The sequence below is a fragment of the Seohaeicola saemankumensis genome (assembly GCF_042678485.1).
Lineage (GTDB): Bacteria > Pseudomonadota > Alphaproteobacteria > Rhodobacterales > Rhodobacteraceae > Seohaeicola > Seohaeicola saemankumensis.
This window is the reverse complement of the sequence record NZ_JBHTKR010000001.1, coordinates 354,049-367,930: the sequence shown is the minus strand read 5'-3', so window position 1 is coordinate 367,930 and position 13,882 is coordinate 354,049. Positions and strand designations below refer to the sequence as shown.

Annotated in this window: 9 protein-coding genes; 3 read left to right on the top strand and 6 right to left on the bottom strand. The window is 65.2% G+C overall.

Features of this window, described 5'->3' with window-relative positions:
* Positions 1 to 55: 55 nt before the first annotated feature.
* From ACFQ3C_RS01735 to ACFQ3C_RS01725, 3 genes are read right to left on the bottom strand one after another with little or no spacing between them, the layout of a single operon-like run.
* Positions 56 to 1,066, bottom strand: a complete 1,011-nt coding sequence (locus tag ACFQ3C_RS01735; protein WP_380788631.1) for an ArsJ-associated glyceraldehyde-3-phosphate dehydrogenase — start codon at positions 1,064 to 1,066, stop codon at positions 56 to 58.
* Positions 1,063 to 1,917: a metalloregulator ArsR/SmtB family transcription factor gene (locus ACFQ3C_RS01730; protein WP_380788629.1), complete on the bottom strand. Its 855-nt coding sequence runs from the start codon at positions 1,915 to 1,917 to the stop codon at positions 1,063 to 1,065. The genes ACFQ3C_RS01735 and ACFQ3C_RS01730 overlap by 4 nt, the downstream gene beginning before the upstream one ends.
* A 50-nt stretch (positions 1,918 to 1,967) precedes the next feature.
* Positions 1,968 to 3,014 (bottom strand): aldo/keto reductase, encoded by a 1,047-nt coding sequence (locus ACFQ3C_RS01725; protein WP_380788627.1) that lies wholly within the window; start codon positions 3,012 to 3,014, stop codon positions 1,968 to 1,970.
* Positions 3,015 to 3,123: 109 nt separating this feature from the next.
* Between ACFQ3C_RS01725 and ACFQ3C_RS01720 the strand changes: the two genes are divergently transcribed.
* From ACFQ3C_RS01720 to metG, 3 genes are all read left to right on the top strand, one after another.
* Complete coding sequence (locus tag ACFQ3C_RS01720) at positions 3,124 to 3,747, top strand: ImuA family protein (protein WP_380788625.1); 624 nt, start codon at positions 3,124 to 3,126, stop codon at positions 3,745 to 3,747.
* 137 nt (positions 3,748 to 3,884) lie between these two features.
* The gene (locus tag ACFQ3C_RS01715; RefSeq protein WP_380788623.1) at positions 3,885 to 5,108 is read left to right on the top strand and encodes an MFS transporter; all 1,224 of its coding nucleotides are present in this window, start codon (positions 3,885 to 3,887) and stop codon (positions 5,106 to 5,108) included.
* A gap of 74 nt (positions 5,109 to 5,182) precedes the next feature.
* Positions 5,183 to 6,904: a methionine--tRNA ligase gene (gene metG / locus ACFQ3C_RS01710; RefSeq protein ID WP_380788621.1), complete on the top strand. Its 1,722-nt coding sequence runs from the start codon at positions 5,183 to 5,185 to the stop codon at positions 6,902 to 6,904.
* A 129-nt stretch (positions 6,905 to 7,033) separates the two neighbouring features.
* Here metG and ACFQ3C_RS01705 read toward each other — a convergent pair whose 3' ends face one another.
* From ACFQ3C_RS01705 to ACFQ3C_RS01695, 3 genes are all read right to left on the bottom strand, one after another.
* Positions 7,034 to 10,228, bottom strand: a complete 3,195-nt coding sequence (locus ACFQ3C_RS01705; protein WP_380788619.1) for an efflux RND transporter permease subunit — start codon at positions 10,226 to 10,228, stop codon at positions 7,034 to 7,036.
* A complete protein-coding gene (locus tag ACFQ3C_RS01700; RefSeq protein ID WP_380788617.1) occupies positions 10,225 to 11,190 on the bottom strand; it encodes an efflux RND transporter periplasmic adaptor subunit in 966 nt (321 codons plus the stop codon). Before ACFQ3C_RS01700 ends, ACFQ3C_RS01705 begins: the two co-directional genes overlap by 4 nt.
* Before the next feature lie 184 nt (positions 11,191 to 11,374).
* Positions 11,375 to 13,867 carry a Lon protease family protein gene (locus ACFQ3C_RS01695; protein WP_380788615.1) on the bottom strand — a complete coding sequence of 831 codons (2,493 nt, stop codon included), beginning with the start codon at positions 13,865 to 13,867 and terminating at the stop codon, positions 11,375 to 11,377.
* Positions 13,868 to 13,882: the final 15 nt, after the last annotated feature.

Here is a 13,882-nt window from a genome sequence, read left to right as displayed (position 1 = left end):
CAATAGGCCGCCGTCACCGCCACATAGGCGCGTAAACCGTTCGGGGCGGTGCTGCTCACATCGTCCCCGCGACCATGCGGGCGATATCGGCCATGCGGCAGGCATAGCCCCATTCGTTGTCATACCAGGCATAGACCTTCAGCTGCGTGCCGTTCACCACCATGGTGGATGGCGCGTCGATGATCGCCGATCGCGGATCGCCGCGATAATCGCAGGACACCAGCGGGCGTTCTTCATAGCCAAGGATGCCCCGCAGGTCGCCTTCGGCGGCGGCCTTGAACAGGCGGTTCACCTCTTCAGCCGTGGTGGCCCGCGCCATCTCGAAGACGCAATCGGTGATCGAGGCATTCAGCAGCGGCACCCGCACCGCATGGCCGTTCAACCGGCCTTTCAGCTCCGGGTAGATCAGCGTGATCGCCGTGGCGCTGCCGGTGGTCGTGGGGATCAGGTTGGTCAGTGCCGATCGCGCGCGGCGCATATCCTTGGCCGGGCGATCCACGATGGTCTGGGTATTGGTTACATCATGGATTGTCGTGATTGATCCGTGCTTTATGCCGATATTCTCATGCATCACCTTCACAACCGGGGCCAGGCAGTTCGTGGTGCAGCTGGCTGCCGTGACCAGCGCATGTTGCGCCGGATCGTAAAGGTGATGGTTCACCCCGTAGACGATGTTCAGCGCCCCGCCATCCTTGACAGGCGCTGAGACGATGACCTTCTTCACCCCCGCCGCATAATAGGGCGCGACCTTTTCGGCGGTCTTGAACACGCCCGTGCAATCCAGCACCAGATCGATGCCCAGCGCGGCCAGCGGCAGATCCTCGATCCGCTTTTGCGCTGTCACCTGCATCCGTTGCCCGTTCACGGTCAGGCTGTCGGCATCATGGCCCACCTGCCCCCGCCAGCGCCCGTGCACACTGTCGAACTCCATCAACAGCGCATGTTGTTCGGGCGTGCCTGCGGGATCGTTGAGCAGGACAATCTCGCCCCGTGCCGGATCATCCGCCAGGGCGCGCAGCAACAGCTTGCCGATGCGGCCAAATCCGTTCAGCGCGATACGGGTCATGCGTTTCTTCCTTCCAGCACGGCATCTCGGCCGATGTCGTCGATGCGTTTTTGCAAACTGATCCGGTCCAGCGCATCCATGGGCAGCGCTACGAAGGCCGCGACCCTGCGGCGCAGCGCATCAAAGGCCGTGGCAAAGGCCAGCGCCTGTTCCGCCTCGGCCCCCGTCGCCTTGACCGGATCGGGGATGCCCCAATGGGCGCTGAGCGGATGGCCCGGCCAGGGCGGGCATTCCTCGGACGCGGCCCGGTCGCAGACGGTAAAGACGAAATCCATCCACGGCGCATCCTCGCCCTCGAATTCCGCCAGATCCTTGGACCGCAGACCCTCGGTCGCAAAGCCTGCCCGTTTCAGCAGATCGACCGCACGCGGGTGCGGCGCCCCGCGCGGCACGGTGCCCGCCGAAAAGGCGCGGAAACGTCCTTGCCCCATGTCGTTCAGAAGCGCCTCGGCCATGATCGAACGGGCCGAATTGCTGGTGCAAATGAACAATACGTTGAACATCCCGTTCTCCTGTTCGTCATGGGAAAACAGTTCAGCCCCCGTCAGATGGGCGCAAATCTCGGGCCGCCCGCGACAGCAATCATCCGCCAGATAGGCGACAAGCGCCCCGGTGCGCTCCAGATCGACACTGTAGAACAGCGACCGCCCCTGACGGCTCACGCGGATCAGCCCCGCGCGCTCAAGGTCGGACAGGTGATGCGAAAGCGTGTTCTGCTTGATCGACAGCGCCTCGGCGATCTCGGTCGGGCGCACGCCCTGCGGCATGTGACGCATCAGCAGCCGGAAAACCGACAGGCGCCCGGCATGGCCAAGCGTCGCGAAAGCGGAAATGGCAAGGTTCGTATCCATACTTCCTGAATAATGGAAATATGGATACGGTCAAGTCTGTTTCTTCGGGATCAATAAGGCAAGGGATGCGCCCGGTGGATCTGATCGATGCGCGCGGCCAGCCCTTCGGGCAGGACCATTCCGGCGCCCGCCAGCACATGTTCAAGCTGCGCCTGTGTCGTGGCGCCAAAGATCACCGACGTCATGAAAGGCCGCGCCGCACACCAGGCCAGCGCCATATGCACCGGGTCCAGCGCGAACTCCGCCGCCAGATCAAGGTAGGCCGCGACCGCAAGATGCGCACGCTCGGTATTGCGCCCGCCAAGATCGGGGTTCAGTCTGCGGCGCGACCCTTCGGGATTGGCCCCGTCGCGGTATTTGCCGGTCAAAAGCCCGGTCGCCAGCGGCGAAAAGGCCAGCAGGCCCACATCCTCGTTCACGCTCATCTCGGCAAGGTCCGTGTCATACATCCGGCACATCAGCGAATATTCGTTCTGGATCGAGGCGGCGCGCGGCCAGCCTTTTTCATCGGCGATCCGCACCCATTGGGTCGTACCCCAGGCGCTTTCGTTGGACAGGCCGAAATGGCGGATATTGCCCTTCTCGACCTGACGCTGCAGCGCCTCCAGCGCATCCTCCATATGGGCGATGGTTTCGGCCCGGTTCTGGCCCGAGGGATCATAGCCCCAGTTGCGCCGGAACATGTACGACCCCCGATTGGGCCAGTGGAACTGGTAAAGGTCGATCACATCGGTTTTCAGCCGCTTCAGCGAGCCTTCGATCGCGCCGGGGATCGTGGCCGATGAAATCGGCGCGCCGTCGCGCACATGGGCCAGGCCTTCACCGCTGTGCTTTGTCGCCAGCACATAGTCGCCGCGCCGTCCCGGATGGGCGGCCTGCCACGCGCCGATCACCTCCTCGGTCAGACCGATGGTCTCTTTCGCGACCGGATTGACCGGATACATCTCGGCCGTGTCGATGAAGGTGATACCGCGATCCAGCGCAGTCTCGATCTGGCGATGTGCATCGGCCTGCGCGGTCTGGGTGCCCCAGGTCATGGTGCCCAGGCATAGTTCGCTGACCATCAGGCCGGTGCGGCCCAGCGGGTTCTTCTTCATCGCAACTCTCCTTCTTTGGCTGTTTGCGACGGACCCTAGCGCTTTTCACGGCAGGGTCACCCCTGAAATGGAGGTTGGAACAAATGAAGAACATGCTAAACTTGCGGCCATGACGATTCCCCTGAACCCCAGCCTGCTGACTCGCGCGCCGCACCGCCCCCACCCGGCGCTGACGGTGGCGGATGACATCCGCCTGACCCTGGCCCGCCTGCACGAGGCCTGCGGCCCCGCAAGGCGCAGCTTTGCCATCTGGCTGGCCGGGACGGTGCAGCGCAAGCATGAAGGCCCGGTCATCTGGATCGCACCCCGCCACCTGCCCGACCGGCCCAACCCCGACGGGGTGCACGGCCTGGCCCGGCCCGAAGGCTTCGTGCATGTCAGCCCCCAGCGTACCGAAGATCTGCTGTGGTGCATGGAGGAATGCCTGCGCAGCGGCGCCGCCCCCCTTGTGGTGGCAGACCTGCCCGGCCCGCCCGGCCTCACGCCTGTCCGTCGTCTGCATCTGGCCGCCGAAACGGGTGCCGCCGAAGGCGCCTTTGCGCCCCTTGGCCTGATCCTGACCCCGGAAATGGGCGGCGCGCCGGGGGTAGAGACCCGCTGGCACATGGCCCCCGCCCATACCCCCGCGCGGCAGGGCTGGGCCCTGCGCCGCCTGCGCGCACGCCAGGACCCGCCCCGCGACTGGCATCTGGCCGGCCCCGCCCATGCCGCCACGGGACCGATCCGGGCCTAGGTTGCATGATGAGTATTTGAAGAACGATGAAAGGGCGCGCGCCTGCCCCTTCATCGTTCTTCAAATACTCAGGCAATGACCCGCAAAACACGTGCAAGCCCCTTGCCATCCCCGGCAGGATCGGCAGGACTGACACAATGCGCCTGATGATATCTTTCGCGGCCCTCTTTCTGTCGGTCATCCTGCTACAGCTCTCGACCGGGGGCGTGGGGCCGCTGGATGCATTGTCGGGACTGACGCTTGATTTCAGCAATGCCCAGATCGGCCTGTTGGGTTCGGCGCATTTCCTGGGCTTCTTCATCGGTTGCTGGTGGGCGCCGCGCCTGATGGGCACGATCGGCCATTCACGCGCCTTCGCCGCCTTCACCGCCACTGGCGCGATCGGACTTCTGGCGCATATGCTGGTGATCGACGCCTATGCATGGGCGCTGATGCGCGTGGCTTCGGGCCTCTGCGTGGCCGGTTGCTACACGGTGATCGAAGCCTGGCTGCAGGCCAAGCTGACCAACGAGACGCGCGGCCGCGCCATGGGCACCTACCGCGTGGTGGACATGGGCGCATCGCTGGTGGCGCAGATGCTGATCTCGGTGCTCGAACCGGCCTCCTATGTGTCCTACAACCTGCTGGCGCTGCTGTGTTGTGCGGCCCTTCTGCCGATCACCCTGACCCGCACGGCAGAGCCTGAAACACCGGCCGCGCTGCGTCTGCGCCCCATGCTGGCGGTGACACGCTCGCCCCTGGCCGCGGCCGGGGTGGTGGTGGCGGCGCTGTCCAGCGCCTCGTTTCGCATGGTCGGCCCGGTCTATGGCCAAGGCGTGGGGCTGGCGGTGGACCAGATCGCCTGGTTCCTGGCCGCTTTCGTGGCGGGCGGCGCGCTGGCGCAATACCCCGTGGGCTGGCTGGCGGACAAATACGACCGCCGCTGGGTGCTGATCTGGCTCTCGGTTGCCTCGATCCTCAGCTCGGCCCTGACCGCGCTGACCGGCGATCTTGGCACCACGGGCGTCCTGCTGACCGCCACGCTTTTCGGGGCCACGACCTTTCCGATCTATTCGGTCGCCGCCGCCCATGCCCATGATTTCGCCGATGCATCGGAACGGGTGGAGCTTTCGGCGGCGCTGATGTTCTTCTTCGCGCTGGGGGCCATTGCCGCGCCGCTCATGGCCTCGACCCTGATCGAGGTCTACGGCCCCTCGGCCATGTTCGTGATGATCGGCGCGGGTCATGCCGTGCTGGTGATCTTCGGTCTGATCCGCATGCGGATGCGCCCCCGCGCCGCGCGCCGCACGCCCTATGTCTGGGCACCGCGCACCTCGTTCCTGATCGGCCGGCTGACCGGGCGCACCCGCGACGAGGACTGACGCGGCAAGCCACCGCTGGAACCCCACCGCACCTTGCGCTAAGGAAGGGCCAATTCGGACAAGGGCGCAAGAACATGGCACGGCATCTGATCACCTCGGCGATTCCCTATATCAACGGGATCAAGCATCTGGGCAACCTGGTGGGCAGCCAGCTGCCCGCCGACCTTTACGCACGCTACCAGCGCGGACGCGGGCATGAGGTGCTGTTTCTCTGCGCCACGGACGAACATGGCACGCCGGCCGAACTGGCCGCGGCCAAGGCGGGCAAACCCGTGGCCGAATACTGCGCCGAAATGCATGATGTGCAGGCCGGGATCGCGCGCGGCTTCCGCCTCAGTTTCGATCATTTCGGCCGCTCCTCCAGCGCGCAGAACCATCGCCTGACGCAGCATTTCGCAGGTCGGCTGGCCGCGGCCGGGCTGATCCGCGAAGTGACCGAAAAGCAGATGTATTCGAAGGCCGATGGCCGCTTCCTGCCCGACCGCTACATCGAGGGCACATGCCCCAACTGCGGCTTCGACTCTGCGCGCGGCGATCAATGCGACAATTGCACCAAACAGCTGGACCCGGTGGACCTGATCAACCCGCGCTCGACCATCTCGGGCTCGACCGACCTTGAGCAGCGCGAGACCAAGCATCTCTACCTGCGGCAAAGCGCGATGCGCCAGCAATTGCAGGACTGGATCGACAGCAAGACCGATTGGCCGATCCTGACCACGTCGATTGCCAAGAAATGGCTGAACGATGGCGATGGCCTGCAGGATCGTGGGATCACCCGCGACCTGGACTGGGGCATTCCCGTCAGGAAGGGCGATCAGGACTGGCCCGGCATGGAGGGCAAGGTCTTTTATGTCTGGTTCGACGCGCCGATCGAATACATCGCCTGCGGTGCGGAATGGGCCGAGGCGCAGGGCCTTGGCGCAGAGGGCTGGGAACGCTGGTGGCGCACCGACAAGGGCGCAGGTGACGTGACCTATACCCAGTTCATGGGCAAGGACAACGTGCCCTTCCACACCCTCAGCTTTCCGGCCACGATCATCGGCTCGGGCGAGCCGTGGAAGCTGGTGGATTACATCAAGTCCTTCAACTACCTCAATTACGACGGCGGCCAGTTCAGCACCTCGCGCGGGCGCGGCGTCTTCATGGACCAGGCGCTGGAGATCCTGCCCGCCGATTACTGGCGCTGGTGGCTGCTGTCGCACGCGCCCGAATCCTCGGATGCCGAATTCACATGGGAAAACTTCCAGGCAAGCGTGAACAAGGACCTCGCGGACGTTCTGGGCAATTTCGTCAGCCGCATCACCAAGTTCTGCCGCGCGAAATTCGGCGAGGCCGTGCCCGAGGGCGGCGCCTGGGGCGAGCAGGAAACCGCCCTGATCGAGACACTGACCGCCCGCATCCGCACCTATGAGGCGCTGATGGACGCGATGGAGGTGCGCAAATCAGCGCAGGAGCTGCGGGCGATCTGGGTGCTGGGCAATGAATACCTGCAATCGGCCGCCCCTTGGGTCACCTTCAAGGAAGACCCCGAACGCGCCGCCATGCAGACGCGCCTGGGCCTGAACCTGATCCGTCTTTACGCGGTGCTCTCCGCGCCCTTCATCCCCGACGCAAGTGCGGCGATGCTCACCGCGATGCAGGCGCAAGACGCCCCCTGGCCCGAGGGGGATCTGGGCGAGTGGCTTTCCGCCCTGCCCGCCGGACATGCCTTCACCGTGCCCGAGGTCCTGTTCGGCAAGATCACCGACGAACAGCGCGAGGATTGGCAGACCCGTTTCGCGGGCATCCGCACCTGACCCCCAAAGAAAAAGGGCGCGCCCGACCGGCCCGCCCCGTTTCTTCTTGCATTAAATATCCGCGGGGGGATCGTTGAACAGCGCGCTGCGCTGTTCAACGTAGGGGGGATGCATCCCCCCGGTCCGCCCTCACGTCTTGAAGACGCGGTAGATCGCCGGGATCACCAGCACTGTCAGCAGGGTCGAGCTGAACAGGCCGAACAGCAGCGACAGCGCCAGCCCCTGAAAGATCGGATCGGCCAGAATGACCGTCGCGCCGAACATCGCCGCAAGGGCCGTCAGCAGGATCGGCTTGAACCGGATCGCGCCCGCCTCGATCAGGATATCCACCGGCGACTTGCCCGCCGGGTCCGTGTGGCGGATGAAATCCACCAAGAGGATCGAGTTGCGCACGATGATCCCCGCCAGCGCGATGAAACCGATCATCGAGGTGGCCGAGAATGGCGCGGCCCACAACCAGTGACCCGCCATGATACCCAGGAAGGTCAGCGGCACCGGGGTCAGCACCACCAGCGGCACCCGGAATGATCCGAACTGCGCCACCACCAGCACATAGATGGCCAGAAGCGCCACCCCGAAGGCCGCCCCCATGTCGCGGAAAGTGACCCATGTCACCTCCCATTCGCCATCCCACAGGATCGTGGGGCGGCTGTCGTCCAACGGCTGTCCGTTCAACAGCACCAGCGGTTTTTCCCCCTCGGCCCAGTCCATAGCGTCCAGGGCCTTGCCCACTTCGACGATCCCGTAAAGCGGCGCCTCGAACCGGCCGGCCAGTTCGGCCATCACCATCTCGGCGGGGCGGCCGTTACGGCGGAAGACCGGATAGGACATCATCTCTTCCTCGATCCGCACCACATCGCCCAGTTCCACCACGCCACGCGCACCGGGCAGCACATTGGCGGGGATGGGCGTGGACAGGAACCGCTCGTCCATCACCCGGTCCGACAGGTCGCGCGCGACCGTGATCGGGATCGGACGGCGGCCATCCTCGCGGTGCGAATAGCCCACCGTGGTTTCCCCGTTCAGGATGCCGATCGTGTCGAACACATCCTGTTCCTGCACCTTGAAGAATTCCAGGTCATCGGGCGAGATCACGGCCCGCAACCGGCGCGGCGGGTTGCCGAAGCTGTCATCCACATCGACGATGAAATCGACGCTCTCGAAGGCCGCGCGCAGCCTGGCGGCGGTCTCGCGCCGTGCCTCGGGCGTGGGGCCATAGACCTCGGCCAGCAGGGTGGCCATCACGGGCGGGCCGGGCGGGGGTTCGACCGTTTTCAGGCTTGCGCCCTCGGGCAGATCCAGCGCCTTGAGCCGCGCGCGCAGTTCCAGCGCGATCTCGTGGCTTGACCGCGCGCCATGGCCCACCTCTGACAGGTTGATCTGCACATCGCCCATATGCGGTTCCGCCCGCAGGAAATAATGCCGCACCAGCCCGTTGAAGTTGAAGGGCGCGGCGGTGCCCGCATAGGTCTGCACGCTGACAACCTCGTGCAGGTCCATCGCGATGCGCGCCACCGATTGCGCCACCCCATCCGTCGCCTCGACCGATGTGCCCTCGGGCATGTCGATGACGACGGCCAGTTCCTTCTTGTTGTCGAAGGGCAGCAGTTTCACCGTCACATGCTGGGTATAAAGCAGGCCAAGCGAGCCGAAGGACAGAACCGCCGTCGCCAGCAGAAAGGTCAGGCTGCGCGCCTTGGTGGCCAGAACGGGCCGGGCCACACGGGCAAACACGCGCCCCAGAAAGCCGCCATCAGCGCCATCATGGCCATGCATCGGCGCGTTCCCCGCGATCTTGACCATCAGCCAGGGCGTGACCATCACCGCGATGAAGAACGAGATGATCATCGCGGCCGAGGCCACCGCCGGGATCGGGCTCATGTAGGGGCCCATCAGGCCGGACACGAACAGCATCGGCAGCAGTGCCGCCACCACCGTCAGCGTCGCCACGATGGTGGGGTTGCCCACCTCGGCCACGGCGTCGATGGCGCGGGTCACGCGGTCGCGCCCGTCCTTCATGCCCCAGTGGCGGGCGATGTTCTCGATCACCACGATGGCGTCATCGACAAGGATGCCGATGGAAAAGATCAGCGCGAACAGCGATACCCGGTTCAGCGTGTAGCCCATGATCCAGGCGCCGAACAGCGTCAGCAGGATCGTGACAGGGATCACCACAGCGACCACGATGCTTTCGCGCCAGCCGATCGCGACCAGCGTCAGCACGATGATCGACAATGTCGCCAGAAACAGCTTCAGCAGCAGCGTATCCGCTTTTTCCTTGGCGGTTTCGCCATAGTTTCGCGTGATTTCGACCGCGACGCTGTCAGGGATCAGGATCTCTTGCAGCGCCGCTGTCCGCGACAGTATCTGATCGGCCACCACCACGGCATTGGCCCCCGCGCGCTTGGCGAAGGCCAGCGTCACGGCGGGGCTGCGGGTGATCGTGCCGTCGTCATTGCGGGTCACATGCGCCACCAGGCGGTCGGACATGTCGGGCACGAAGTCGATCGTGGCCACGTCGCCCACATAGACCGGGCGGTTGTCGCGCGTGGTCAGCAAAAGCCCCGCGATTTCCGCAGGCGCGGTCAGGCTTTGCCCCGCCACAAGTCCGATCTGCTGGCCCGCGTCGCGCACACGGCCCGCGGCCATCGTGCGGTTGGCCGATTGCACCTTTCCCGCCAGCTGTTGCAGCGTGATGCCATACATCGCCATGCGTTCAGGGTCGGGCGCGATGCGGATCGCCTCGGACGCTTCGCCCACGACATAGCTCAGGCCCACATCCTCGACCCGTGACAGATCCGCGCGCAACTCGCGCGCCAGCCGGGTCAGGTCATTGGCGCTGACCTCGGCCCCGCCCTTTGCGGTCAGGGTCAGGGTCACGATCGCCACGTCATCAATGCCGCGCGCGATGATCAGCGGCTCGGGAATGCCCACGGGGATGCGATCCATATTGGCGCGCACCTTTTCATGCACGCGCAGAATGGCAGCATCCGACGAGGTGCCCACCTCGAAGCGGGCGGTGACCATCGCGCCGTCATCCATGGTCTGCGAATAGACATGTTCGACCCCGTTGATCGCCTTGACGATGGTTTCCATCGGCTCGGACACAAGGCGCACGGCATCCTCGGCCTTCAACCCCGGCGCCTGCAACAGGATGTTCACCATCGGCACCGAGATCTGCGGCTCTTCCTCGCGCGGGACGACCATCAGGGCAATGAGGCCCATGGCCAGCGCCGCCAGCATGATCAGCGGGGTCAGGGGCGAGCGGATGAAACCCTTGGTCAGGTTGCCCGCGATGCCCAGCGACTGGGGGGTGTCGGTCATTTCAGCACCACCGTCTCGCCTTCCGCCAGACCCGAAAGGATCTCGCGCAGCACCACATTCCCCTGTTCATGGCGCTGACCCAGCATCACGGCGCGTTCGCCCTGCTGCGCGCCCTCGACTGTCACGAAATCAAGCCCGGCGCGGGTGGTCACGGCGGTTTCCGGCACCAAAAGCGCGCTGCGCTGGCCCACCGCAAGGCGTACCAGAACACGGGCATCCACGAAAGCTTCGGCCAGCCCCTCGACCGCCACATCGGCGATCACGCGGCCATTCTCGATCTGCGGATAGATGCGCGCCAGACGCCCCGTCGCCCCGTCATCCGCGCCGTCGATCCTGATCTCGTCACCTTCGCGCAGGGCGCGGGCGTGGCGTTCGGGGATGGCCAGCCGCAGGAAGAAACCACCGCCCCCGATGGTGGCCACGGCCTCGCCCGGCATCACCACCGCACCGGCCGCGACCGGCACGGTCAGCACCAGCCCCGCGATCGGGGCCAGCACATCGCCCTCGGCGGCCTGCTGCACAATGACAGAGCGTTCGGCCCGCGTCGCATCAAGCTGTCCGTTCAGCACATCGACCTGGGTACGCAGCGCATCCAGACGCTGCACCGTGGTCACGCCGCGCTGCAACAGCGCCTCGCCGCGTTCCAGTTCCGCCTTGGCATTGTCCAGTTGCGATTGCAGCGACTGCAACTGCGCGTCGATGGCGCGCAATCGCAGGTCCAGCTTGTCATCGACCACACGGGCCAGCACCTGCCCCGCCTCGACCCGGTCGCCCTCAACCGCGTCAAGCGAGACAAGCGTCCCACCCAGCCGGGCGCGCGCCGGCAGACGGGTCTGCGCCTCGATCTGGGCATAGACGGCTTTCCAATCCGTCACGGGTTGCGGGGTCACGATCAGGGATTCGGCCTGCAACAGCGATGCTGACGCCAAAAAACCAACCAGAGCAAAGACTTGCGCTTTCATAATGCGCCTCCATGGGGTCTTGCTGACCCGGTGTCGGGCCAATTTCATATTCCATATAGTGAATACTTGAATCCGGCACAATGGCAGGGGAGCATGGAAGATGCCCCCACTTCTGCGCGACCGAACCCCTCTCACCATCCGGGCCAAGACTAGGGTAACGCGCCACCCCCTGCCCTGACCCAGATCAAGCCGGGCCCGATCCCTCTGCGTTGCCGGTGACCTTGCCGATCCGGTCCCGGCCGAACTGCTGGCGGGCCGTGGCAAAGCTGGCCAGGCGCGCCTCGACCAGCGCGTTCACGCTACCCTCGGGATAGGCACCGTCCGCATCCCGCACCCCGGCATCGACACCCGTCAGGATTGCGATCCCCGCGTCGATGGTGGAAACCGGCAGGATGTGAAACTGTCCGGCATCGACGGCTGCCACCACATTTTCCCGCAGCATCAGATGCGGCACATTGGTCGCGGGGATCAGCACGCCCTGATCCCCGGTCAGCCCGCGCGCGACGCAGATGTCGAAAAAACCTTCGATCTTTTCATTCACGCCGCCTATCGCCTGCACCTGCCCGGCCTGGTTGACCGATCCGGTCACCGCCAACCCCTGGCGGATGGGCAGACCCGACAGGGCCGACAAAAGCGCGTAAAGCTCTGCCGAGGAGGCGCTATCGCCGTCCACGCCGCCATAGCTTTGTTCGAACACCAGGCTTGCCTGCAGGGAAAACGGCATCTCCAGCGCATAGGTGGCCGAAAGATAGCCCGACAGGATCAGCACCCCCTTGGAATGCAGCGGCCCGCCAAGTTCGACCTCGCGCTCGATATCGACCAGCTTGCCCGCCCCCATCCGCACGCGCGCGGTGATCCGCGAGGGGCGACCGAAGCGAAACCCGCCGATCTGCGCCACCGACAAGCCGTTGATCTGGCCGGTCACGGCCCCATCCGTGTCGATCAGGATGGTCCCGCGCGTGATCGCCTCCTGCATCCGGTCGCGGATCCGGGCGTTGCGCCGTTCGGCCTCGGTCAGGGCCATCTCGATATCCTCGACCGAAACCGGCGCCGCCTCATCCGCGCAATCCTGTCGCGTGCAGGCATAATGCTCGGCCTCGCGCAGGATATCGGCCAGCACCCCCAGATGCAGCGAGAGCTTCTCGCTATCCTCGGCGCGGCGCAGCGCCTCTTCCAGAAGCCGGGCCACCGCCGCGGCTGTCAGCGGGCGCAGCCCCTCGCGCCGGATGAAAGACGCAAGCAACCGCGAGAAGAGTTCTGCATTCTCGGGGGTCAGGGCAAAATCTTCCTCGAAATCGGCCTGTAGCTTGAAGAGTTCGGAAAAATCCGGGTCCAGCATCACCAGCAACGCATGCAGCATCCGGTCCCCCACAAGCACCACCCGCACATCCAGGGGGATGGGGTCGGGTTCCAGCGACAGGGTCTGCACCAGGCTCAACCTTTCCGCCATCGAGGTGATGGCGATGGTGCGATGTTGCAGGCAGCGTTTCAGCGCCTCCCAGGCGAAGGGTTCGGACAGGACGCGCCGCGCATCCAGCACCAGAAAACCGCCATTGGCGCGATGCAGCGCACCGGGGCGGATCAGCGTGAAATTGGTCATCAGCGCGCCCATATGGGCGATATTCTCGATCCGGCCCACCAGGCGGTTCAGGGTCGGCAACTCCTCGGTTTCCAGCGGCGCGCCTGTCTTGTCGCCCTCGGCATGCGAGACCATCACATTGATCACGTAGCGTCCGAATTGCGGCAGGCGGTGGATCTTGCGGATCCCGGCCGGAAACGGCCCGTCACGTCCCTGGGCATGCGCCTCAAGGAACAGTTCCGCGTTGCGGATGATGTCCTGCGCGACCTCGTCAAGATACTGCTGCACACTGTCGATCCCGGCGAAATTCGCCCGTGCCTCGCTGATGCGGGCCTGAACCGCCTGTTCGGCCATGCTGGCATGCAGGGCGATGACCCGTTGGCGATGCGCCCGCACCAAGGCAGGCGTGCCTTCGATGATGGCGTTCAGCTCTTTCTGGAAGCGCGCGATCTTTTCCTCGATCCGCGCCTGTTCGTCCGGCGACAGCTTGTCGAACACCTCTTTCTCGATCACTTCGCCATTCCGGATGGCGGCCAGCAGAAACCCCGAAGGCGTGTTCACGATGCCCACATCCTCGGCCTTGGCGCGCGCCGCAAATTCCTGCATCCGCGCGCTGCCTGCATCGGCGAATTCCGCCTCAATCGCCTTGCGCCGCGCCTGGTAGTCATCAGCCTCGAACAGGGCCGGGATTTCCGCGCCAAGATCATCGACAAGATCTTCCATCTCGGCCTTGAGGCGCTGCGCCTCGCCCGATGGCAGCTTGAGGGCGCGGGGTTTTTGTTCATCCTCGAAATTGTTGACATAGGCCCAGTCGCAGGGCACCGGCCGATCCGCGGCCTCGTGGTCCAGCACCATCTGTACGGCGCTGTGCCGCCCGGTGCCTGCCGGGCCCACCACAAACAGGTTGAAGCTGCGATGCCCGATCCGCGCCGCCAGCCGGATCGCCTGCATGGCGCGATCCTGCCCGATCAGCCCTTGCACCACCTCCAGCGTTTCGGTCGTCTCGAAGCCCAGGCTGGCGGGATCAATCCTGCGCCGCAATTGCGCGGGCGTCAGCCCTGCGGGAAAGGCCCTGCCCCGTTCGTCTTCGCCATGCATCCGCCAATCCCCCAA